The organism is Lysobacter enzymogenes (genome assembly GCF_023617245.1).
Classification (GTDB): domain Bacteria; phylum Pseudomonadota; class Gammaproteobacteria; order Xanthomonadales; family Xanthomonadaceae; genus Lysobacter; species Lysobacter yananisis.
The window spans coordinates 3024224-3047021 of record NZ_CP067396.1 but is presented as its reverse complement, the minus strand read 5'-3'; the positions used below and the strand labels follow the sequence as shown (position 1 = coordinate 3047021).

Genomic DNA, 22798 nt, shown 5'->3' with positions numbered 1-22798 from the left:
TGGCATATGGATCGGTGACATGCTCGATTTTGCTCCCCTGGACGATTCGGCCCTGGCCGCCGCGACCGCAGACCTGAGCTCGTTGCGCGTGCGCGCATTCGATCCCGCGCGCGGAGGTTTTCCGCTGTTGGTGGAGCCGGCCACCGCAGGAGCGGCGATCGCCGACAGCGCGCACGACATCGCCCAGCTGAACTCGCGCCTGCTGTACCGCCACGCCGGCCTGCTGTTCCGCGGCTTTGAGGTGGCCGGGCTGGAATCCTTCGACGCCTTCGTGCGCGGCTTCGGTTTCGCCCCGATCAGCTACGAATTCGGTTCCAGCCAGCGCTCCAAGCTGACCAAGGGCGTGTACACCTCGACCGAATTCCCCAAGAACCGCTCGATTCCGCTGCACAACGAACAGGCCTACACCACCGCCTGGCCGATGAAGATCTGGCTGCACTGCGTGGTCGCCAGCCCGGTCGGCGGGGAAACGCCGATCGCCGACAGCCGCCGCATCCACCAGCGCATCGAGCCGGCGATCCGCGAGCGCTTCGAGCGCAAGCGCCTGCTGTACGTGCGCAACTACGGCACCGGCATGGACCTGTCGTGGCAGCAGACCTTCGGTACCGAGTCGCGCGCAGAAGTCGATGCGTTCTGCCGCGACAACGGCATCGCCACCCACTGGATCGGCGACAAGCAGCTGCGCACCGAACAGCTGGTGCAGGGCACCGCCTGGCATCCGGTCACGCGCGTCCCGCTGTGGTTCAACCAGGCGCACCTGTTCCACGCCTCCAGCCAGGGCGCGGAGGTGATGGCGATGCTGCTCGACGTGCTCGGCGATGCGCGCAACCTGCCGCGCCACGTGTTCTACGGCGACGGCAGCGAACTGGAAGACAGCGTGCTCGAATCCATCCGCGGCGTGCTGGCCGAGGAAGCGGTCAAGTTCCCGTGGCAGCCCGGCGACATCGTCATGCTCGACAACATGCTCGCCGCGCACGGCCGCGAACCGTTCGACGGCGAACGCAAGGTCGTGGTGTCGATGGCCGAGCCGTTCTCGCTGCAGGAGCTGGAACGGCTGGAACGCGAGCGCCTGGCGGGCTGATCGCCGTGGCGAGGCCCTGGACCGGCCCGGCGACGCGTTCGCGGGCCGCGATGCACCGAAGGAAACACACGATGGCGTCCTCGACCCCCGCAAGCCCGGCCTCCACGAGTCCGGCTCCCGCAAGCGCGATCCTCGCAAGCTATTGGCGCAACGGCGGCACGCTCGAACGCGGTCCACAGGGCTGGACGATGCCGGCGCGCGAGGGCGAGGCGCTCGCGCCCGTCGAGCAGCGCGCGCTGGACGAACATCGCGACGAGATCGACGCGATCCTCGCGGCCCAGCCGGATTATTTCGACTGGCGTCCGTTGCAGGCCAACCCGCGCGCGCTGTGGTTCCTGCACCGGCTCGCGCCGCACAGCGCGGCCTACCACTGCACCGCCGTGCTCGGCATGGACGGCCGGATCGAAGACGCGCAGCTGGCGGCGGCGTTCGAGCGCTTGTGCGCGCGCCATCCGATGCTGCGCGCGCAGTTCGGCGAGCGCGACGGCGAGCCGTGCTATCGCATCCTCGCCGAGCACCGCAACGAATGCCGCGCGCTGGCCGCCGATGCCGACCTGGCGCAGGCCAAGCGCACGCTGCTGGCCGAGGCCGACCGGCCGTTTGCGTTGGAACAGGCCGCCGTCATGCGGCTGGCCAGCGTGCGCGTGGGCCAGCGGGTGGTGGTCTCGCTGGTGCTGCACCACATCGTCGCCGATTTCTATTCCTGCGAGATCCTTGCGCGCGAACTGGTCGCCGAACTCAGCGGCGGCACCGCCGACGCCGCCGCCGCGTCCTATGAACAGTGGAGCCGCGAGAACGCCGAGTACCTCGACAGCGATCGCGGCCGCGACGCGGCGCAGTACTGGCAAACCCTGTTGCGCGACGCGCCCAGCGAGTTGCACCTTCCCACCGATTTCGCCCGCCCGCCGCTGCGGCAGTGGAGCGGCGAGCGGATCGAGCGCGACCTGGACCCGGGCTTGAGCGCGCAGGTGCGCGCGACTGCGACCGCGCTCGGAGTCACCCCGTACATCGTGCTGCTCGCCGCCTACCAGCTGTGGCTGTGGCGATTGAGCGGGCAGGCCGACTTCGTGATCGGCACGCCGACGCTCGGACGCCACGCGGCGCGGCACCGGCATCTGGTCGGCTATCTGGCCAATCCGGTGCCGGTGCGCGCGCAGCTCGATCCGCGGCAGCGCTTCGCCGACCTGTCCACGGCGCTGAAGGCGCAGATGGACGCATCGCTGCGACGCCAGCGCTATCCGCTGACCCGGCTGCTGGACGAACTGGCGCTGCCGCGGCGCTCCGACCGCGCGCCGCTGTTCCAGCATTTCTTCACCTACTCGCAGGCCCGGCTGGGCTGGGGCGAGGCGGTGGCGATGGAAACGCTGCACATGGGCATGCGCGGCGCCGCCCACGAACTGATCCTGACCGTGTTCGAGAACGGCGCCGACCTGTGCTGCCAGATCGGTTACAGCGATGCCTTGTATGGCGCGCAGACCGTGTCGGGCTGGCTGGACGGTTATGTCGAACTGCTCGCGCGGATCGTCGCCGATCCTTCGCGCAGGCTCGACGCGCTGGACTGGGCCGGGCACGGCCAGGCCGGCGAACGCGGCGAAACCATCGATGCGGGCGCACGCCACGCGATCGAGCGGATCGAATCGGCCCCGGATGCGCACATCGCTTTGCACGAAGGCGAGCGCACGCTCGACTACGCCGCGCTGCGCGCGCGTGCACGGACGTTGGCCACCGGGCTGCAGGCGCATGGCGGCGACGTGGTCGCGCTGGCGCTGCCGCGCGGCGAAACCCAGATCGTCGCCATGCTGGCGGCGTGGTACGCCGGACAGGCTTGGCTGGCGCTGGACCCGCGCCTGCCGGACGAGCGCCTGGCCTACATGGTCGAGGACAGCGGCGCGCGCGTGGTTCTGGGCGACGGTCCGCGTCCGGCGTGGTTGCCCACGGCGGCAGCCTGGTTCGCTCCCGACGCGCTGACCGGCGAAAGCTTGGGCGAAACCGCGCGCGACCCGGACGATGTCGCTTACCTGATCTACACCTCCGGTTCGACCGGACAGCCCAAGGGCGTGGCGGTGAGCCACGCCAACCTGTGCGGTTACGTCGAAGGCGTGCTGGCGCGATTGCAGCAGGACCGGCCCCTGGCGCAGGACGCGGTGTTCTCGACCCTGGCGACGGCTTCGGCCGATCTCGGCCATACCGCGCTGTTCGGCGCCTTGCTCAGCAGGCGCGGGTTGCGCCTGATCGACGATGCGCTGGCGCGCGATCCGCATGCGCTGGCCGAGCATTTGCAGCGCCACCGCGTCGACGTGCTCAAGATCGTGCCTTCGCACCTGCAGGCATTGCTCGCCGCGGAGCAGCCGCAGCGATTGCTGCCGCGGCAGGCGCTGGTGTTCGGCGGCGAAGCCTTGCCCTGGCCGTTGGTCGATCAGATCCGCGCGCTGGCGCCGCACTGCCGGGTGTTCAATCACTACGGCCCGACCGAGACCACGGTCGGCGCGACCTGCATCGACACCGAGCGGGCGCCGCGCGGTACCGCGTCGGTCGCGATCGGCAGGCCGTTGCCGAACTACCGCGCGTACGTGCTCGATCGACAGGGCCGGGCGGTGGCGCAGGGCGCGATCGGCGAGCTGTACATCGGCGGCATCGGCGTGGCGCGCGGCTATTGGCGCCGCGAGGCGCTCAGTGCGGAACGTTTCCTGCCCGATCCGCTCGACCCGTCGCAGCGCGTCTACCGCACCGGCGACCGCGTGCAGCGGCTGCCGGCGGGCGAACTGGTGTTCCATGGCCGCGCCGACGACCAAGTCAAGATCCGCGGCTACCGGGTCGAACCCGGCGAGGTCGAACAGCGCCTGCGCGCCGTGCCCGGGGTCGAACAAGCGGTGGTGCTGGCCGCGCCGGGCGCCAACGGCACGCAAACGCTGGCGGCGTTCTATCGCGGCGCCCACGCCGACCCGCTGGCGACGTTGCGCGCGGCCTTGCCCGACTACATGGTGCCGGCGCGCTGCCTGCGCGTGGACACGGTGCCGGTGACCGCGAACGGCAAGGTCGACCGCGCCGCATTGCTGGCTTTGCTCGACGCCGCCGAGCCCGCCGCGGCCGCGCAGGACGCGCCGCTGGAACCGTTCGAAGCGCGACTGGCGGCGCTGTGGCAGCCGCTGTTCCCGCAGGCGTCGATCGGACCGCAGTCTTCGTTCTTCGGCCTCGGCGGGGATTCGATCCTGGCCCTGCGGCTGGTCGCCAGCGCGCGCAAGAGCGGGATCGAACTGACGCCGGCGCTGCTGCTGGAAACCGCGAGCCTGCGCGAACTGGCGCAGCGGCTGCGACCGCCGTCGCCGACCGAGTTGCTGCTGCGCCAGGTCTGCGCGCAGGCGCTGGGGCGCGACAGCATCGACCGCGATGCCGACTTCTTCGAACTCGGCGGCGACTCGATCGCCGCGCTGAAACTGGTCGCGCGCGCGCGTCAGGCGGGACTGGCGCTGACGCCGGCGCAATTGCTGGAACACCGGCCGTTGTCGGCGCTGGCCGCGCATCTGGATCGCGCCGCGGACGCGATCGACGCAGTCGCGCCCGCGCCGGTAGAACCGACACCGGCCGCGGCGCTGGCGCCGTTCGGCCTGCTCGACGCCGCCGAAGGCGCGCGCCTGCGCGCCGCGCACGCCGATGCGATCGACGCCTATCCCTTGTCGCCGCTGCAGGAAGGACTGCTGTTCGCGGCCCTGGCCGCGCCCGATTCCGGGCAGTACCTCAACCAGCAGGTGCTGAGCCTGACCGGCCCGCTGGACCGCGCGCGCCTGGTCGCGGCCTGGTCGGCGCTGCAGCAACGCCACGAAAGCCTGCGCGTGGGCTTCGACTGGGATCACGCCGGCCGACCGGTGCAGTGGTTGCCGGTGCAGGCCGGCCCGAGCATGCACGAACACGACTGGTCCGGCCGCGACAGCGCCCGCACCCAGGCCGAACTGTGGGCCTTGTGCGAACGCGAGCGCGACAGCGCGTTCGCGCTGGAACGACCGGGGCTGCTGCGCCTGCACCTGGTCTGCGCCGGGCCGTCGCAAGCGTGGCTGGTGCTGACCGTGCACCATCTGGTGATCGACCGCTGGAGCGCGGCGGTGCTGCTGCAGGAACTGTTCACGCTGTACGCCGGCGAGGCCTTGCCGCCGGCGCCGCGTTACCGCGATTACATCGGCTGGCTCGGCGCGCAGCCGGTGCAGGGCGAGGACGCGTTCTGGCGCGCGCAACTGGCCGACTACGAAGGCGGCGAAGAACTGCCGGCGCCGGCCGCGCCGGGCGAGGGCCGCTACGTCACCGAGGCGCGGCTGGCGCGCGCGGAGATCGCCGCGCTGCGCGAATGCGCCGCGCGCCTGCGAGTGCCGCTGACCAGCGTGCTGCAGGCGTCCTGGGCGCTGCTGCTCAGCCGTTACACCAACAGCGCCGATGTCTGCTTCGGCCTGACCGTCAGCGGCCGTCCGCCGGCGCTGGCGCAGGCCGAGCGCATGACCGGCTTGTTCATCAACACCCTGCCGATGCGCTTGCGGCTGGAGGCGGGACAGGACTTCGGCGCGTTGTGCCGCAAGGCGCGCGACCTCAGCTTCGCGGTGCAGGCGCACGACCGCCTGCCGCTGGCGCGCATCGCCGAACTGGCCGGCGTCCCCAACGGCGCGGCCCTGCTGCACAGCCTGCTGGTGATCGAGAACATTCCGCTCGATACCGCCGCGCGGTTGCCCGACGGTCTGGCCTACGAATTCGTGCACGCCGCCAGCGCGACCAACCTGCCGTTGCTGGTGCAGATCACTCCGGAAGACGACAGCCTGCACCTGTTGCTGCAGAGCCAGCGCAACCAGTTGCCGGACGACTTCGTCGAACGCGTGCTCGGCGACTGGCTGCGCCTGCTGCGCGGCGTCGCCGGACTGGTCGACACGCCGGTCGGCCAGATCGGCCTGCTCGCGCCTGCGGATTGGGCGGCGTGGCGCGCGCGCGGGCAGGGGCCCGCGTTGCCGTTCGTGCCCGAGCGCATGCCCGATTCGCTGGCCGACTGCATCGAACGCACCGCCGCGCGGTATCCGGCCGAACCGGCCCTGGTCGGCGGCGGGCGTTGCCTGAGCTACGACGAACTCAATCGCCGCGCCAATCGCCTGGCCCACCATCTGCGCGCGCTCGGCCTGAGCGCGGGCGAGCGGGTGGCGCTGGTGGCCGACCGCAGCGTCGCGATCACCGTGGCGATGCTGGCCGTGCTCAAGGCCGGCGGCGCCTATGTGCCGATCGATCCGGAACATCCGCACGAGCGCATCGCCTTCGTCCTGGCCGATGCCGGCTGCCGCTTCGCGCTGGCGCGCGACGCGGGCCTGGCGTGCGTGAGCGGCGGCGCCAGCCGCGTACTCGATCTCGACAGCGAAGCCTTGCTCGGCGAACTCGCCGTGCAGCCCGAGCGCAACCCGGCGCGCAACCACGATGCGGCGTCGCCGGCCTACGTGATCTACACCTCCGGTTCCACCGGCCAGCCCAAGGGCGTGCTGGTGCCGCACCGCGGCCCGCTGCGGCTGATGCAGGCGGTGCAGGCGATGCTGCCGGCCGGTCCCGGCGATCGCGTGCTGCAGTTCACCGGCCTGCACTTCGATATGTCGGTGCTGGAATGGCTGTGCGCCTGGACCCAGGGCGCGTGCCTGCACCTGATCGAGCGCGAGCTGACCCGTTCCGGCGACGGCCTGCTGGCGCTGCTCGCCGAGCAGGCGATCACCCACGTGGTGGCGCAGCCGGCGGTGTTCGCGCCGCTGCCGCCGCCGTCGTTGCCGGCGCTGCGTTACCTGTTGCTCGGCGGCGACGTGTGCCCGACCGAACTGGCCGAGCGCTGGGGCCGCGGCCGTGTCGTGCTCAACGGCTACGGCCCGACCGAGGCGTCGGTGCTGGTCACCGCCGACCGCTACGAACCCGGCCGCGCGATCGCGCTGGGCCATCCGTTGCCGCACGCGCAGTGCTATGTGCTGGACTGGTCGGGGCAGCCGTGCCCGCCGGAGTCGGTCGGCGAACTGCACCTGGCCGGCGATTATCTCGCCCACGGCTACCTGGGCCTGCCGGAGAAGACCGCGGCGGCGTTCCGCACGCCCGAGCGCGGGCCGCTGGCCGGCGTGCGCCTGTACGCCACCGGCGACCGCGTGCGCCAACGTCGCGACGGCCGCCTGGAGTTCCTCGGCCGGCGCGATCACCAGGTCAAGATCCGCGGCCTGCGCATCGAGCTGGGCGAAGTGGAAGCGGCGCTGCGCGCGCAAGCGGGCGTGGCCGAGGCGGTCGCGCTGGTGCACCGGCCCGGGCAGGACAACGCTTGCCTGGTGGCGTTCGTGCAGGGCGAGGCCGACCCGGCGGCGCTGCGCGAAGCGTTGCGTCTGCGCCTGCCGGCGCATCTGCTGCCTGCGCACATCGAATGCCGGGCGACGCTGCCGCAAAGCGCCAGTCGCAAGGTCGACCGCCGCGCCCTGGCGGCGCTGGTCGAACACGTGCTGCGGCCGCAGGTCCGGCTGGCGCCGGCCAGCGACAGCGAACGCCGGCTGCTGGCGGTGTGGCAGCGGCTGTTCCAACGCGACGCGATCGGCGTTACCGAAGACTTTTTCGCCCTCGGCGGCCACTCGCTGCTGGCCACCCGGCTGGCCAGCGCGATCGCCCTGGAATTCGACCTGCGCCTGGACCTGCGCCGGTTGTTCGCCACCACCACCATCCGCGACCAAGCCTTGCTGATCGACGCACTGCAGGCCGCCGCGCTCGCATCCAGCGCCGGCGACGGCGCCGAATCCGTCATCGAATCGGGATTCCTATGACCGCTGTTGAAGCAACCGGGCTGCACGCCGCCACGCCGGAGGGCGCCGCGCTCGAGATTCTCGAACGCGCGCGCAACGCGGGCATCGCGCTGCACGTCGAAGACGGCCGGTTGGCCTTCAAGGCGACGCGCGCGCCGCTGGACGCGCAGTTGCGCGCCGATATCGGCGCCCGGCGCGAGGCCTTGATCGCGCTGTTGAGCCAGGCGCAGGACGCGAACCGCGACTGGCGCGCGCTGCCGATCGAACCGGCGCCGGACGGCGCGCCGGCGCCGCTGTCGCTGGGCCAGGAGCGGCTGTGGTTCCTGGAGCAATTCGAACCCGGCGGCCACGCTTACCACCTGGCGGCGCTGTTCGAACTGCGCGGCGAAGTGGACTCGGCCGCGCTGGAGCGCGCGGTGCGGCGCCTGCTGGCGCGCCACGACGCGCTCGACCGGTGCGTGCGCGATGGGCAGTCCCTCGTCGTCGGCGACAGCGCCGCGGCGGTGGAGGCGGCGGACCTGCGCGGACGCGGCCAGGGCGAGATCGACGCGGCGGTCGAAGGCTTCCGCTTGCGCCCGTTCGATCTGCAGCGGCAGCGTCCGCTGCGCATGCAGTTGCTGCGTCTGGACGGGCAGGGCGATGGCGCGCAGGATGACAGCGCGCAGAATGACAGCGGGCCCCGACATTGGTTGCAGGTCGTGGTCCACCATATCGCCTGCGACGGCGTGTCGTTGGGTCTGCTGACCGAGGACCTCGGCCGCGCTTATCGCGCCGAATGCGGCCTGGCGGTGGACGCGGCGGCGCCGCTGCCGTGCCGGTACGGCGATTACGCGCGCTGGCAGCGCGACACCCTCGACCGGCTCGACGATTCCCTGCGCCATCACGTCGAAGCGCTGTCCGGCGCGCCGCACCTGCACGCGCTGCCGCTGGACCGCGAGCGCCCGGCCGCGCTCGGCCAGGCCGGCGCCAAACTGCGCCTGGCGTTCCCGCCCGGATTGGCCGAGCGCGTCGCCGCCTACGCCCAAGCCTCGCGCGCCACCGCCTTCCATGTCCTGCAGGCCGCCTTCGCCGCGCTGCTGGCGCGTTGCGGCGCCGGCGACGATCTGTTGATGGGCACCCCGGTCGCCGGCCGGGTGCGGCCGGAGTTGGAGTCGCTGGTCGGCCTGTTCGTCAACACCGTGGTGCTGCGCACGCAGCTGCACGACGATCCCGATTTCGCCACCCTGGTGGCGCGCTGCCGCGACCATCAACTGGCCGCGCTGGAGCATCAGGCGCTGCCGCTGGAACGCGTGATCGAGGCCCTGCGGGTCGAACGCAGCAACCGTCACGCTCCGTTGTTCCAGCTGATGTTCGCGCTGCGCCACGACGCCGACCTGGCCCTGGATCTGCACGGCGTGCAAGCGCGCGCGTTGGCCTTGCCCGAGGATATCGCCAAGCACGAACTGACCCTGGAAGTGCTGGTCGGCGCGGGCGGCATGAGCGCGGTGTGGGAATACAACACCGCGCTGTGGGATGCGGCCACCGTGGAGCGCTGGGCCGAACGCTACTTCGTCGCCCTGTCGGCGATGCTGGAGCAGCCGCACGCGCCGGCGCTGTCGTGGCCGTGGCCGGCCGCCGAACTCGCACTCGACGATCGTCGCGAGACGGCGCCGCCGGCCGTCGCCAGCGTGGCCGAGACGATCGCGCATATCGCCCAGCGGTTCCCCGAACGCACCGCGCTGGAGACCGCGCAGGGCACGCTGAGCTATAGCGAACTGATCGCGGCCGCCGATGCCCGCGCCGGCGCGCTGCGCCGGCGGTTGGGCGCACTGGCGCGCAGCGTGGCGCTGTGCCTGCCGCGCGGGCTGGACTGGTACTGCGCCTTGCTGGGCGCGTGGCGCGCCGGGCTGAGCGTGGTGCCGCTGGATGCGCAGTGGCCGCAGGCGCGCTTGCGCGAAGTCGTCGCCGCCAGCGCGTGCGACGCGGTCGTGACCGATGCGCAGGGGCGGGCGTGGTTCGCGCCGGAATCGATTGTCGCGGTGGACGCGCTGCAGTCGGCCGCGCAGGCAGAAACCGATGAGGCCCCGGCGCCTTCGTCGAACCCCTTGGCCTATGTGCTGTACACCTCCGGCTCCACCGGCGCGCCCAAGGGCGTGGAGGTCGGCCATGCCGCGCTGGCCGCGCACATCGCCGGCGCGGCCGACGCGCTGGCGCTGACGCCGAACGACCGGGTGCTGCACGTCGCCGGGCTAGCGGTGGACACCACCCTCGAACAACTGCTCGCGGCCTGGAGCCGCGGCGCCTGCGTGGTCGCGCAGTCCGACGAATTGCTGGAACCGCGGCGCTTCCTCGCCTGCCTGGGCGAGCAAGCCGTTACCGTCGTCGATCTGGCGCCGGCGTATGCCAACGAACTGTTGCTAGCCACCTCCGCGGACGACTGGCGCGGGCTGCCGCTGCGCTGTCTGGTGGTCGGCGGCGACGTGCTGCCGGTGTCGCTCGCGCGGCGCTGGTTCGAGCTCGGCCTGGACCAGGGCCGCGGCCTGATCAACGCTTACGGCCCGACCGAGGCCACCATCTCCAGCCACTATCACCGTGTGCAGGCCGAGGACGCGACCCGTCCGGTACCGCTGGGTCGATTGCTGCCGGGGCGCATCGCCGCGGTGCTCGACGCGCACGGACGCATCGCGCCGCGCGGGGCGAGCGGCGAACTCGCGCTCGGCGGCATCGGCTTGGCCGAGGGCTACCGCGGCGACGCGGCCGCCAGCGAGCGGCGTTTCGCGCCGCTGCGCCTGCCGACCGGCGAATCGCTGCGCATGTACCGCACCGGCGACCGCGTGCGCCTGCTCGGCAACGGCGAGCTGCAGTTCCTCGGCCGCGCCGATTTCCAGATCAAGTTGCGCGGCTATCGGATCGAGCTGGAAGAGATCGAGCACTGCCTGGGGCAGTTGCCGCGGGTGCGGGCCGCGGCCGCCGGCGTGGTCGGCGAGGGCACCGCGCAGCGGCTGGTCGCGTGGGTGGAACGCGTCGGCGAGACCACCGCAGTCGCGGCCGATTCCAGCGAGACCGATTCCAGCGAGGCCGACTCAAACGAGGCAGATTCAAGCGAAGCAGATTCAAGCGAAGCCGACGCCGAAGGCTGGCATCGCGCGCTGAGCGAGCGTCTGCCCGCGCACATGGTGCCGGCCCAGTTCGTCGTCCTGGCGCGTTTGCCGCGCAACGCTTCGGGCAAGGTCGACCGCCGCGCCTTGCCGGCGCCGCCCGCGCCCGCGCCGGCCGACCGGACGCCGCCGCGCACGCCGCAGGAACGCGCGCTGTGTGCGGTCTGGAGCGATGTGCTGCAGTGCGAGGTCGGCATCCACGACAGCTTCTTCCGCCTCGGCGGGGATTCGATCCGCAGCCTGCAAGTGGTCGCGCGCCTGCGCGAACGCGGTTATGCGGTCACGCCCAAGCTGATGTACCAGTTCCAGAGCGCGGCCGAACTGGCGCCGCATCTGGCGCCGCTGCAGGCCGCGCCGGCCGAGACCGCGCCGCTGGTGGGCGAGCTCGGCCTGAGCCCGATCCAGCGCTGGTTCTTCGACAGCGCGCCGGCCCAGCCGGATCGCTATCACCAGTACGTGGCGCTGCGGCTGAAACAGCCGCTCGATGCCGGGCATCTGAACCGAGTCTGGGCGGCGCTGTGGCAGCGCCACGATCTGCTGCGGGCGCGCTTCGAGCGCGTCGACGGGCAGTGGCGGCAGCGCGTCGACGCGCCCGGTCCCGCGCCGGCGATCCAGGCGCGGGACTGGCGCGGCGCGACCGACCTGGACGCGCGCATCGACGCCGAGTTCGCGCGCATGCAGGAAGCCACGCCGTTGGCCGGCCCGCTGGCCGCGCTGACCGTTGCGCGCTGCGACGAGGGCGAACGCCTGCTGGTCTGCGCCCATCATCTGATCGTGGACGCGGTGTCGTGGCGCCTGCTGCTGGGCGAACTGTTCGACGGACTGGCGGCGCTGGCGCACGGGCAGGCGTGGACGCCGTCGGCGCGCAACGCGTCGTATGCCGACTACATCGAGGCGCTGGCCCAGGCCGATGCGGCGCAGAGCTTCGATGCGCGGTTCTGGAACGAGGTCGCGGCGCAACCGATGCAGGCCTTGCCGCAGGACCGCGCCGTCGCCTTGGCCGATACGCGCCAGCGCAACGTCGGCCGCGTGGTGCAGACGCTGGACGCGGGCTTGACCGCGGACCTGCTCGAACGCGCGGGCGCGGCCTATCGTTGCCAAACCGACGAACTGCTGCTGATCGCGCTGGCGCGGGCGCTGGCCGCGCGCACCGGCCGCAGCCGGCTGTGGCTGGATCGCGAGCGGCATGGCCGCGACGTGCTCGACGGCCGCGACTGGTCGTCGGTGTTGGGCTGGTACACCGCGGTGCATCCGTTGCCGCTGGACCTCGCCGGTACCGACGGGCCGGCGCAGATCGCCGCGCTCAAGGAGCAAATCCGCGCGCTGGCGCGGCGCGGCCTGGAATACATGCCGCTGGCCGCGTCCGGGCGGATACCTCCCTTGCCGGCCGGGCAACTGTTGTTCAACTACCACGGCGTCGTCGACGGCGGCGCGCATCCGGCGTTCGAGGTCGACGCGCGCGCGCTGGCCTCCGGCAACGGCGCGGACAATCCGCCCGGCGCGCTGGTCGAGATCAACGCGCGGGTGCAGGGCGGCCGGCTCGGCCTGGTCTGGAACTACGCCGGCGAAGCCTACGACGCGGTCACCATCGAGCAGTGGACGCGCGACTTCGCCGCCGAACTGTCGGCGCTGGTGGCGCATTGCCTGGAGCCCGGCAGCGGCCTGCTGACCGCCAGCGACCTGCCGCAGGCGCGGCTGGACGCCGGCGAATTCGCATCGCTGGCCGCGCGCGAGGACGCGCGTTCGATCGAGCGCGCGTTCGCGCTGACGCCGTTGCAGCGCGGCGTGCTGCTGGAGAGCTTGCGCGGCGAGGGCGCCGATCCGTACTTCCAGCAGACGGTGGCCGAACTGGACGGCGAACTCGATGCGGCCGCGCTGGCCCGCAGCTGGTTCGAGACCGCGCGCCGGCAGCCGATGCTGCGCACGGCGATCGTGTGGGAGGGGCTGTCGCTGCCGCACCAGATCGTGCTGGCCGCCGCGCAGGCACCGTGGCAGGAACTGGATTGGTCGCAACTCGACCCGGCCGCGCAGGACGCGCAACTGCAGCGCTGGCTGGCCGACGATGCCGCGCGCGGCGTCGATCTCGCCCGCGCGCCGCTGGCGCGCATGTGCCTGATCGCGCGCAGCGGCGGCCGTTACTGGCTGGCGTGGAGCATCCACCATCTCATCGTCGACGGCTGGAGCACGCCGCTGTTGGTCGGCGAAATGCTGCAGCGCTATACCTCCGACGTGCGCGGCATCGCGCTGTCGCTGCCGCCGGCGCCCGGTTTCGATGGATACCTGGATTGGCGCGAACGCCAGGACCTGGCGCGCCAGCGCGGCTGGTGGCGCGAGCGTCTGCATGGATATTCCGGCGCCGCCGCGCTGCCCGCCGGCGCGTCCGGCGCGACCCGGCGCGAGGAATGCGAACGCGGGCTCAGCGCGCACGACAGCGAGCGCCTGCGCGCGTTCTGCCGCGAACGCGGCTGCACGCTCAGCGATCTCGTCGCTTTGGCGTGGGGGCTGGCGAACGCGCGTTACGGCAACAGCGACGACGTGGTGCTGGGCGTGACCCGTTCGGGCCGGCCGCCGGATCTGGCCGGGGTCGAGTCGATGGTCGGCGTGTTCATCAACACCTTGCCGCTGCGCCTGCGCGTCGATGCAAGCCGGCCCGCGCTCGACCTGCTTTCGGCGCTGCGCGGGCAATCGCTGGAAATCGCCGAGAACGAAGCCGTGGGCTTGGGCGAGATCCTCGCCGACAGCGGCCTGGACGCGGATCGGTTGTTCGCCAGCCTGCTGGTGGTCGAGAACTTCCCGGCGATGGCGGCGGCGCAGCTGCCGTTCGCATTGAGCGTGCGCGAGACCCGCGCGGCCAATCACTACGCGCTGACGCTGCGCGTGTCCGAACGCGAACACGTGCGCCTGGAAGCCTTGCTCGATGCCGCGCGGGTCGACCGCGACGCGGTCGCGGCGATGCTCGATCTAGCCGTGGCGAGCCTGCTGCGATTGCTGCAACGTCCGGACTGCACGGTCGCCGAGCTGTTGGGCGAAACCGTCGCGTTGCCGGCGGCGTTGCCGGAGCGGGCATCGTCGGCCACCGCGCAGTCGCTGCTGTGGCAAGCGCCGGCGCAAGCGGTGGCGGTGGAGGAGGGCGATGCCAGCTGGACCTACGCACAGCTGCGCGCGGCGGCCGGACGGATCGCCGCGGCGCTCGACGCGGCGGGGACGCTGCCGGGCGCGCACGTCGCGCTGTGCCTGCCGCGGACGTTCGCGCAACTGGCGGCGATGGCCGCGGTGTGGCATCGCGGCGCGGCATGGTTGCCGTTGGATCCGCAACATCCCGATGCTCGCCAGATCGCCGTGCTCGACGATAGCGGTGCGGATGTCGTGATCGGCTGGGGCGCTGCGCCGGCGTGGCTGCCGGCCGGCGTGCATTGGCTCGATGCCGAATCGGTCTTGGCCGACACCGCGCCATACGCGGAACCGCCGCGCGTGGACGTCGGTATCGATACCCCGGCCTATCTGATCTACACCTCCGGCTCGACCGGAACGCCCAAGGGCGTGGTGGTGAGCCAGGGCAATCTGGCGCATTACGTCGCCGGTGTGTTGCCGGTGTTGGAGCTGACCGAAGATGCGTCGCTGGCGACGCTGTCCACGGTCGCGGCCGACCTGGGCTTCACCGCCTTGTTCGGCGCCTTGCTCAGCGGACGCCGCGTGCGTCTGCTGCCGGCGGAACTGGCGTTCGATGCGCAAGCGCTGGCCGCACATCTTCAGGCGCATCCGGTGGATTGCCTGAAGATCGTGCCCTCGCATCTGGCCGGTTTGCTGGCGGCCGGCGGCGGCGCGTCGGTGTTGCCGCGCGAATGCCTGGTCACCGGCGGCGAAGCCTTGAGCGGCGCCTTGGTGCAACAGGTGCGCGCGCTCGCGCCGTCGCTGCGGATCGTCAACCACTACGGCCCAACCGAGACCACGGTCGGTATCCTGACCTGCACCGTGCCGGACGAATGGCCGGCGGAGCAGGGCGTTCCGGTGGGCCGTGCGCTGGCCGGCAACGAGGCCTGGGTGCTGGACCGGTTCGGCCTGCCGGAGCCGGTCGGCGTGACCGGTGAGCTGTACCTGGGCGGCGGCAATCTGTCGCAGGGCTATTGGCAGCGCGACGAACAAACCGCCGAACGCTTCGTCGCGCATCCGTTCGCGCCGGGCCGCACGTTGTACCGCAGCGGCGACTTGGCCAAGATCGATAGCGAAGGCCGGATCGTGTATCTGGGTCGCGGCGATCACCAGGTCAAGATTCGCGGCTATCGCGTGGAATTGGGCGAAGTCGAGCAAGTGCTGGCGCAGTTGCCCGGCGTCGAAGTCGCCGCGGTGCTGGCTCTGCCGGGCGCCAACGGCGTACTGCAACTGGGCGCCTGCGTGCAAGGCACGCTGGACGGTGTCGCCGACGCGCTGGCGCAGCGTCTGCCCGAATACCTGTGCCCGACCCGCTGGCGCGTAGTCGAATCGATGCCGCGCCTGGGCAACGGCAAGATCGACCGCCAGGCGCTGGCCGAGTTGTTGCAGCAGGACGAAACCGATCCGTCGGCCGAGACCGCCGACGAACCCCCGGTCAACGAAGTGCTGCGCGAGCTGTGGCAAAAGCTGCTGGGCCGCGAGCATATCGGCGCGCACGAGAACTTCTTCGCGCTCGGCGGCGATTCGATCCTGAGTCTGCAAGTCGTAGCGCGGGCGCGCCAAGCCGGGCTGGCGCTGATGCCCCGACAGTTGTACGACTATCCGACCCTGGCCGCGCTCAGCGCGCAGGTGCAGGCGAGCGCGCCGGCGCCCGCCGCCGCCAAGCCCGCGCCTGAAGCCGAACAGGCATTCGGGCTGACCCCGATCCAGCATTGGTTCTTCGAGCAGGCGCTCGATGAACCCGCGCACTGGAACATGTCGCTGTACCTGAAACTGCCCGGCGCGCTCGACACCACCGCCTTCGCCGCGGCGTTGGCCGATGTCGCCGCCGCGCACCCGATGCTGCGCGCACGCTTCCAGCGCGCTGCCGGCGGACAGTGGCGCCAGCGCATCGGCGCATGGCAGGCCGACAATTTCGTCCATCGCGAAGCCGACGCCGGACAACGCGAAGCCTTGTTGGCGCAATGGCAGTCCAGCCTGACCTTCGATGGCTCGCTGTGGCGCGTGCTGGCCCTGTCCGGGCCGCAGGACGGGGAAACCCGGATGTTGTTCGCCGCGCACCATTTGCTGGTCGATGCGGTGTCCTGGGCGGTCATCGTCGACGACCTGCAACAAGCCTACGCCGAGCGCCGCGCCGGCCGCGTTCCGGCGCTGGCCGCCGAAGCCTGCAGTTTCGGCGAATGGCAGGCTGCGTTGCGACAACTGCCCACGGCCACCCTGGAGCGTTGGCGCGGTTACTGGTGCGCTCTCGATCCGGATGCCGACGCGACCCGACTGCCGTGGCAGGACAGCGAAAATCGCTACGCGGACACGGCGCATCTGCACGACCGCCTCGACCGCGAGTGGACCGAGCGCTTGCTGACCCAGACCGCCCGCGCCTACGGCAACGAACCGCAGGAGCTGTTGCTGGCAGCGCTGGCCCTGGCGCTGCGCGGCGACGCCGAGGCGACCACGCTGTGGGTCGAGCTGGAAGGCCACGGCCGCGACGACCTCGGCGCGGACCTGGATCTGTCGCGCACGGTCGGCTGGTTCACCGCGCGCTATCCGTTGGCGCTGCGCCTGCCGGCCGGCGAAGACCCCGGCGCGGCGCTGCGTGCGACCAAGGACCAACTGCGGGCGATCCCCGATCGCGGGCTGGGCTTCGGCGTGCTGCGCTACCTGCACGGCGAACTCGCCGACCTGCCGCTGCCGCAGGTCTGCTTCAACTATCTCGGCCAGCTGCGCGCCGGCGAACGCGACGGTTGGACCCTGTGCGAGGAGCACGACGGCGGCGGCCGCGCCGGCGGCAATCGCCGCCGCCATCTGCTCGACCTCAACGCGATGTTGGTCGACGGCGAACTGCGCCTGGACTGGGCCTGGCCGCGCGACGCGGCGACGGGCGAGGCGCTGCAGGCGCTGAACCGACGCTATCTGGCCGCATTGCGCGAGCTGATCGCCTGCGCGCAGACCGCCGAGCCGCGACCGACGCTCGCCGACCTGCCGCTGGCCGGACTGGATACGACGCAACTGGACGCGCTGCTGGCCCGGCTTCCGCAGGCGCAGGACGTCTATCCGCTGGCGCCATTGCAGGAAGGCTTGCTGTTCCACAGTCTGCTCAACGCACAGGCCGATCCCTACATCAACCAGACCACGGTGGCGCTGCACGGCGCGCTCGACGCCGAGGCCTTCGCCGACGCGTGGCGGCAAGCGCTGGCGCGCCATCCGATCCTGCGCAGCGGCTTCGTCGTGCAAGGGCTGTCCTCGGCGCGGCAATTGCCGCACCGGCAGGTCGAGCTGCCGTCGATCGAGCAGGACTGGAGCGATCTGGACCCGGCCCAGGCGCAATCGCGCCTGGCCGAATTGCAGGCGCAGCAACGCGACATCGGTTTCGATCTCGCCGCGCCGCCGCTGATGCGGCTGGCGCTGCTGCGCCGCGGCGCGGACGAGCACTGGCTGATATGGACCCGCCACCACCTGATCGTCGACGGCTGGAGCTCGGCGCTGCTGCTCGGCGAGGTCTGGCGCCTGTACGCCGCATTGCGCGAAGGCCGCACGCCGCGACTGGCGGCCGCGCCGCCGTTCCGCGATTACCTGCAGTGGCTGCGCGAACAAGACCCGGCGACCGCGCGCGCATTCTGGCACGAACAACTCGGCGGCCTGGAACCGGTGGCATTGCCCGAAGCGGCCGAACCGGCGGCTGGATACGCATCGCTGGCGCGCCGGTTCGATTTCGCCGCGGCCGCGGCCTGGGCACAGGGTCGTGGCCTGACCGCCAATTCGCTGCTGCAAGGCGCGCTGGCCCTGGTGTTGCGGCGCTATTACGGCCGCGACGATTTCGCCCTCGGCATCACCATCGCCGGACGCCCGCCGGAACTGGCCGGGGTGGAACGCATGCTCGGCGTGTTCATCAACAGCGTCCCGTTGCGCGTCGTCACGGCCGGGCAAGCCGCGCCGGCGTCGTGGCTGCAGAACCTGCAGCGGCGCAATCTCGACCTGCGCACCCACGGCTACCTGCCGCTGGCGGAGATCCAGCGCGCCGGCGCGGCCGATGCGGGTTCGCTGTTCGATACCTTGCTGGTGTTCGAGAATCTGCCCGCGGCCGCGCGCGGCGGTGATGCCGGCCCGCGCATCGAGGAACTGGATCATCGCGCCCACAGCAACTATCCGTTGATGCTGACGGCCGTGCCCGAAGACGAGGGGTTGCGCATCGAAGCGGTGCTCGACCGCGGCAAGCTCGACGGCTGGCTGGTCGAGCAGATGCTGGACGATCTGGCCTTCGTGTTGCAGCAGCTGCCGTCGTTGCAGCGGCTGGACGACTTGCCGTTGTTGCCATCGCAGAGTCGATCCGCCGCCTGGACCGAACGCGCCAGCTACCCATGCGTCGGAAGTCTGGTCGCGCGCTTCGCCGAAGTCGCGCAGCGCCATCCCGCGCGCATCGCCGTCTCGGCCGAAGACGGCGAGCTCGACTACGCCGCGCTCGACCGGCGTTCTTCGCAATTGGCGACATTGCTGATCCGCCAAGGCGCCGGCCCCGGCCAACGCGTCGGCCTGTGCCTGCCGCGCGGCCGCGATCTGCTGGTCGCGCTGCTGGCGATTCTCAAAACCGGCGCGGCCTACGTTCCGGTCGATCCGCAAGCACCGGCGGCACGAAGCGGTTTCGTCCTCGAAGACAGCGGCGTCTGCCTCAGCGTCAGCCTGCGTGCGTTGGCGGTCGAACTGCCCGGCACGGCGTTGTGCCTGGACGATCCGTTCACTCGCGCGCAGCTCGATGCGGTGGTGCCGGGCGAACTGCCCGAGGTGCCCGCCGACGCGCCGGCGTATCTGATCTACACCTCGGGTTCGACCGGCACGCCCAAGGGTGTGGTGGTCACGCATCGCAATGTCGAGCGGCTGTTCACCGCGGCCACGCAGGATGGCCATTTCGCATTCGACGAACATGACGTGTGGAGCCTGTTCCACTCGCACGCCTTCGACTTCGCGGTGTGGGAACTGTGGGGCGCGTGGCTGTACGGCGGCCGCGCGGTGCTGGTGCCGGAAGCGGTGTGCCGCCAACCCGATGCCTTCCTCGATTTGCTCGTCGAACAGGGCATCACCGTGCTCAACCAGACGCCGTCGGCGTTCTACGCGCTGCAGTCGCAGGCGCTGCGACGCGACGTACCGCTGAAGGTGAAGACCGTGGTGTTCGGCGGCGAAGCGCTGGAACCTTCGCGCCTGCAACCCTGGCGCGAGCGCTACCCGGATGCCGAGCTGGTCAACATGTACGGCATCACCGAAACCACAGTGCACGTCAGCTTCCATCGCCTCAGCGACGAAGACCTGCAAAGCCCGGCCAGCCGGATCGGCCGTGCGCTGCCGGATCTGGCCGTACACGTGCTCGACGCCGCCGGCCAACCGGTACCGCTGGGCGTGGTCGGCGAACTGGTGGTCGAAGGCGACGGCGTCGCCCAAGGCTATTGGCAGCGGCCGGAACTGACCGCCGAGCGCTTCGTCGTTCACGAGGGGCAGCGCCGCTACCGCTCCGGCGACCTCGGCCGCTACCGCGTCGACGGTTCGTTGGAGTACCGCGGCCGCGGCGACGATCAGGTCAAGCTGCGCGGCTACCGGATCGAACCGGGCGAGATCGCGGCCAAGCTCGCGGCGTTGCCGCAGGTCGTCGACGCCGCGGTCACGGTCGAAGGGCAGGGCGAGGGCGCATGGCTGATGGCTTACGCCGTCGCCGCGCCGAACGCCGAACCCGATCCGCAAGCGCTGCGCGACGCATTACGCGCGGTGCTGCCGGACTACATGCTGCCGCGCCAGATCCAGCTGCTGCCGGCGCTGCCGCTGACCGCCAACGGCAAGCTCGACCGCAAGGCGCTGCCCAAGCCGCAGACCGGGGAACGCGACGAAGGCGTACTCGAATCGGCCAGCGAACGACGCTTGGCCGAATTGTGGCAGCAACTGCTGGGCGGCGAGTTGCCCGGACGCGACGCGCATTTCTTCGCCCGCGGCGGCCACTCCCTGCTGGTGGTGCGCCTGGCCGAGGCCATCCGCGTCGAGTTCGCGGTGGCCGTGCCGCTGAAATCCCTGTTCGAGCAGCCGCGGCTGGCCGAACAGGCCGCCTTGCTCGACGCTCTCGCCGCACCGCAAGCGGCGCCCGAACGCGCGGACGACACCTGGGAAAGCTTCGAACTATGAGCGCCTCGCAACTGCTGATCGACCTGCGCCGCCAGGGCGTGCGCCTGAGCCTGGCCGACGGCCGCCTGCAAGTGCAGGCGCCGCCGGGCGTGCTGACGCCGGCGCTGCGCGACCGGCTCAAGGCCCATCGCGATGAGTTGACCAACTTGCTCGCCGCCAACGATCCGGCCGCCGCGGCCGGCGAAGCGCCGATCCCGCGTCTGCGCGACCGCCAGGACGCGCCGTTGTCGCCGGCGCAGCAACGCCTGTGGCTGTTGCAACAGCTGGAATCCGACCCGGCGCTGTACCTGATCCCGACCGCGTTGGAACTGCGCGGCGCACTCGACCACGACGCGGTGCGCCGCGGCATCCAGGCGCTGATGGCGCGCCACGAATCGCTGCGCACGGTATTCCGCGAGCGCGACGGCGAAGCGCTCGCGCATCGGCTGGATGCTTGGCCCGACCCGCTGCATTGGCGCGAGTTGGCGGCGAGCGACGATCAAGACGCGGCGTTGGCGCAAGCCATCGCCGCCGCCTGCGCCGACCCGATCGACCTGGAACGCGGGCCGATGCTGCGCGTGCACGCGTTCGCGCTGGGCCCGCAGCGGCATGTGCTGTTGCTGCTGTTGCACCACATCGCCGGCGATGCGCAGTCGATGACGGTGCTTACCCGCGAGTTCGCCCAGGCCTACGCCGCGGCGCTGGACGGCGCCGAGCCAGCGTGGGAACCGTTGCCGTTGCAGTACGCCGATTACGCCCATTGGCAGCGCGAGCGCTGGCGCGAAGGCCGGCTCGACGCCAGCCGCGACTGGTGGCTCGATCGCCTGGATGGGTTGGCGCCGCTGCATGCGCTGACCACCGATCGCGCGCGGCCGGAGCGGCTCGGCAATGCCGGCGCGCGGGTGAGCCTGCGCCTGGACGCGAACGAACGCGCCGCGGTGCTGGGGCTGGCCCAAGCCCACGATGCGACCGTCTTCGTGGTGCTGCAGGCGGCGTTCGCGCTGCTGCTCAAGCGCCACGGCGACCACGCCGACGCCGCCTTCGCCACGCCGGTGTCGGGACGCGAACATCGCGAACTGCAGCCGCTGGTGGGCTTCTTCGTCAATACCCTGGCGATGCGCCATCGGGTCGAGGAAGACGCGTCGGTCGGTGCGTGGCTGGCGCAAGTCAAGCGCGCCACCCTGGAGGCGTTCGCGCACCAGGCGTTGCCGTTCGACAAGCTGATCGAAGCCGTGCAGCCGGCGCGCAGCCTCAGCCATGCGCCGCTGCTGCAGATCATGCTGTCCTACCAGCGCCGCGAAGGCGACGGGTTGCGCCTGCCGGGCCTGGACATCCGGCCGTGGCCGCTGCCGCAAGCCGGCAGCAAGTTCGAGCTGTCGCTGGATGCGCTCGATGGCGACGACGGCATCGAACTGAGTTTCGAATACAACACCGAATTGTTCGCGCCGGCGCGCATCGCGGCCATGGCCGAGCAGCTGCGGCGCCTGCTGGCGCAGATGTGCGCGGACACGGACGCGCCATTGAGCGCGCTCGACATGCTCGACGATGCGCAACGGCAGACGCTGCAGGCTTGGGAAGGCGAGGTGCGCGTGCGCGGCGAGCGCCCAGTGCTGAGCGAGATCGCCGAGCACGCCGAGCGCGCGCCTGAGGCGATCGCGCTGGTCGACGGCGCGCGCACGCTGAGCTATCGCGAGCTGCTGCGCAACGTGGCCGCTGCCGCAGCGGCCCTGGCCGCCCGCGGCGTGAAAGCCGGCGATCTGGTGGCGCTGCGCTTGCCGCGCGGCGCGGCGGCGATCGAATGCCTGTTGGCCTGCCATTGGCTCGGCGCCGGCTACGTCCCGCTGGACACCGCATTGTCGCAGGAGCGTTGCGCCTTCATCCTGGCCGACGCCGGTTGCCGGCTGCTGATCGCCGAGGCGCCGGTCGGCGACGCCGCATGGGTCGCGCCCGGGGCGCTGACCGAAGCGCCGCATGGCGCCGCGACGCCGCCGCGGCAAGACGCACTGGAACACCCGGCCTACGCGATCTACACCTCCGGCTCGACCGGCCGGCCCAAGGGCGTGCGCATCTCGCAGCGCAATCTGGCCGGCTACGTGCGCGCCGTCGCCGAGCAGTACCGGATCGAACCGCGCGACCGGGTGCTGCAGTTCGCCTCGCTGTCGTTCGACATCAGCGTCGAGGAGATTTTCTGCGCGCTCGCCGCGGGCGCCGCGCTGGTGTTGCGCGATGAAGAAAGCGTGGCCGGTCCGGCCGGCTTCGCCGCTTTCGTTGCCGCGCAGGCGATTTCGGTGGCCTCGCTGCCGACCACGTTCTGGCATGTGCTGTGCGGCGATCCCGCCGCGGCGGTGCCGGCCGACAGTCCGCTGCGGCTGCTGGCGATCGGCGGCGAAGCGGCCCGCGCCGAGTGCGTGCGCGCCTGGCGCCGCACGGTCGGGACGCGCCTGCGCCTGCTCAACACCTACGGCCCGACCGAGGCCACGGTGGCCGCGACCTGCTTCGATCTCGGCGCGGGCGAGGACGTG

4 protein-coding genes (1 of these 4 only partly in view) are annotated in these 22798 nt (G+C 71.6%); all 4 read left to right on the top strand.

The annotated features are described in order from the left end of the window. The first annotated feature begins 19 nt into the window (after positions 1 to 19). Entirely contained in the window at positions 20 to 1081 is a 1062-nt protein-coding gene (locus JHW41_RS12710; protein WP_250450658.1) for a TauD/TfdA family dioxygenase, read from the top strand. A 71-nt stretch (positions 1082 to 1152) separates the two neighbouring features. Then, positions 1153 to 7875, top strand: coding sequence for a non-ribosomal peptide synthetase (locus JHW41_RS12705; RefSeq protein WP_250450647.1), 6723 nt, complete (start codon positions 1153 to 1155; stop codon positions 7873 to 7875). Then, on the top strand, positions 7872 to 20297 hold the full coding sequence (locus JHW41_RS12700; RefSeq protein ID WP_250450644.1) for a non-ribosomal peptide synthetase: 12426 nt from the start codon (positions 7872 to 7874) through the stop codon (positions 20295 to 20297). The genes JHW41_RS12705 and JHW41_RS12700 overlap by 4 nt, the downstream gene beginning before the upstream one ends. Next, positions 20294 to 22798, top strand: partial view of a non-ribosomal peptide synthetase gene (locus JHW41_RS12695; RefSeq protein ID WP_250450635.1) — the 5' portion only. It continues 7104 nt past the right edge of the window; the window shows 2505 of its 9609 coding nt (coding positions 1–2505); its start codon is at positions 20294 to 20296; the stop codon falls past the right edge of the window. The genes JHW41_RS12700 and JHW41_RS12695 overlap by 4 nt, the downstream gene beginning before the upstream one ends.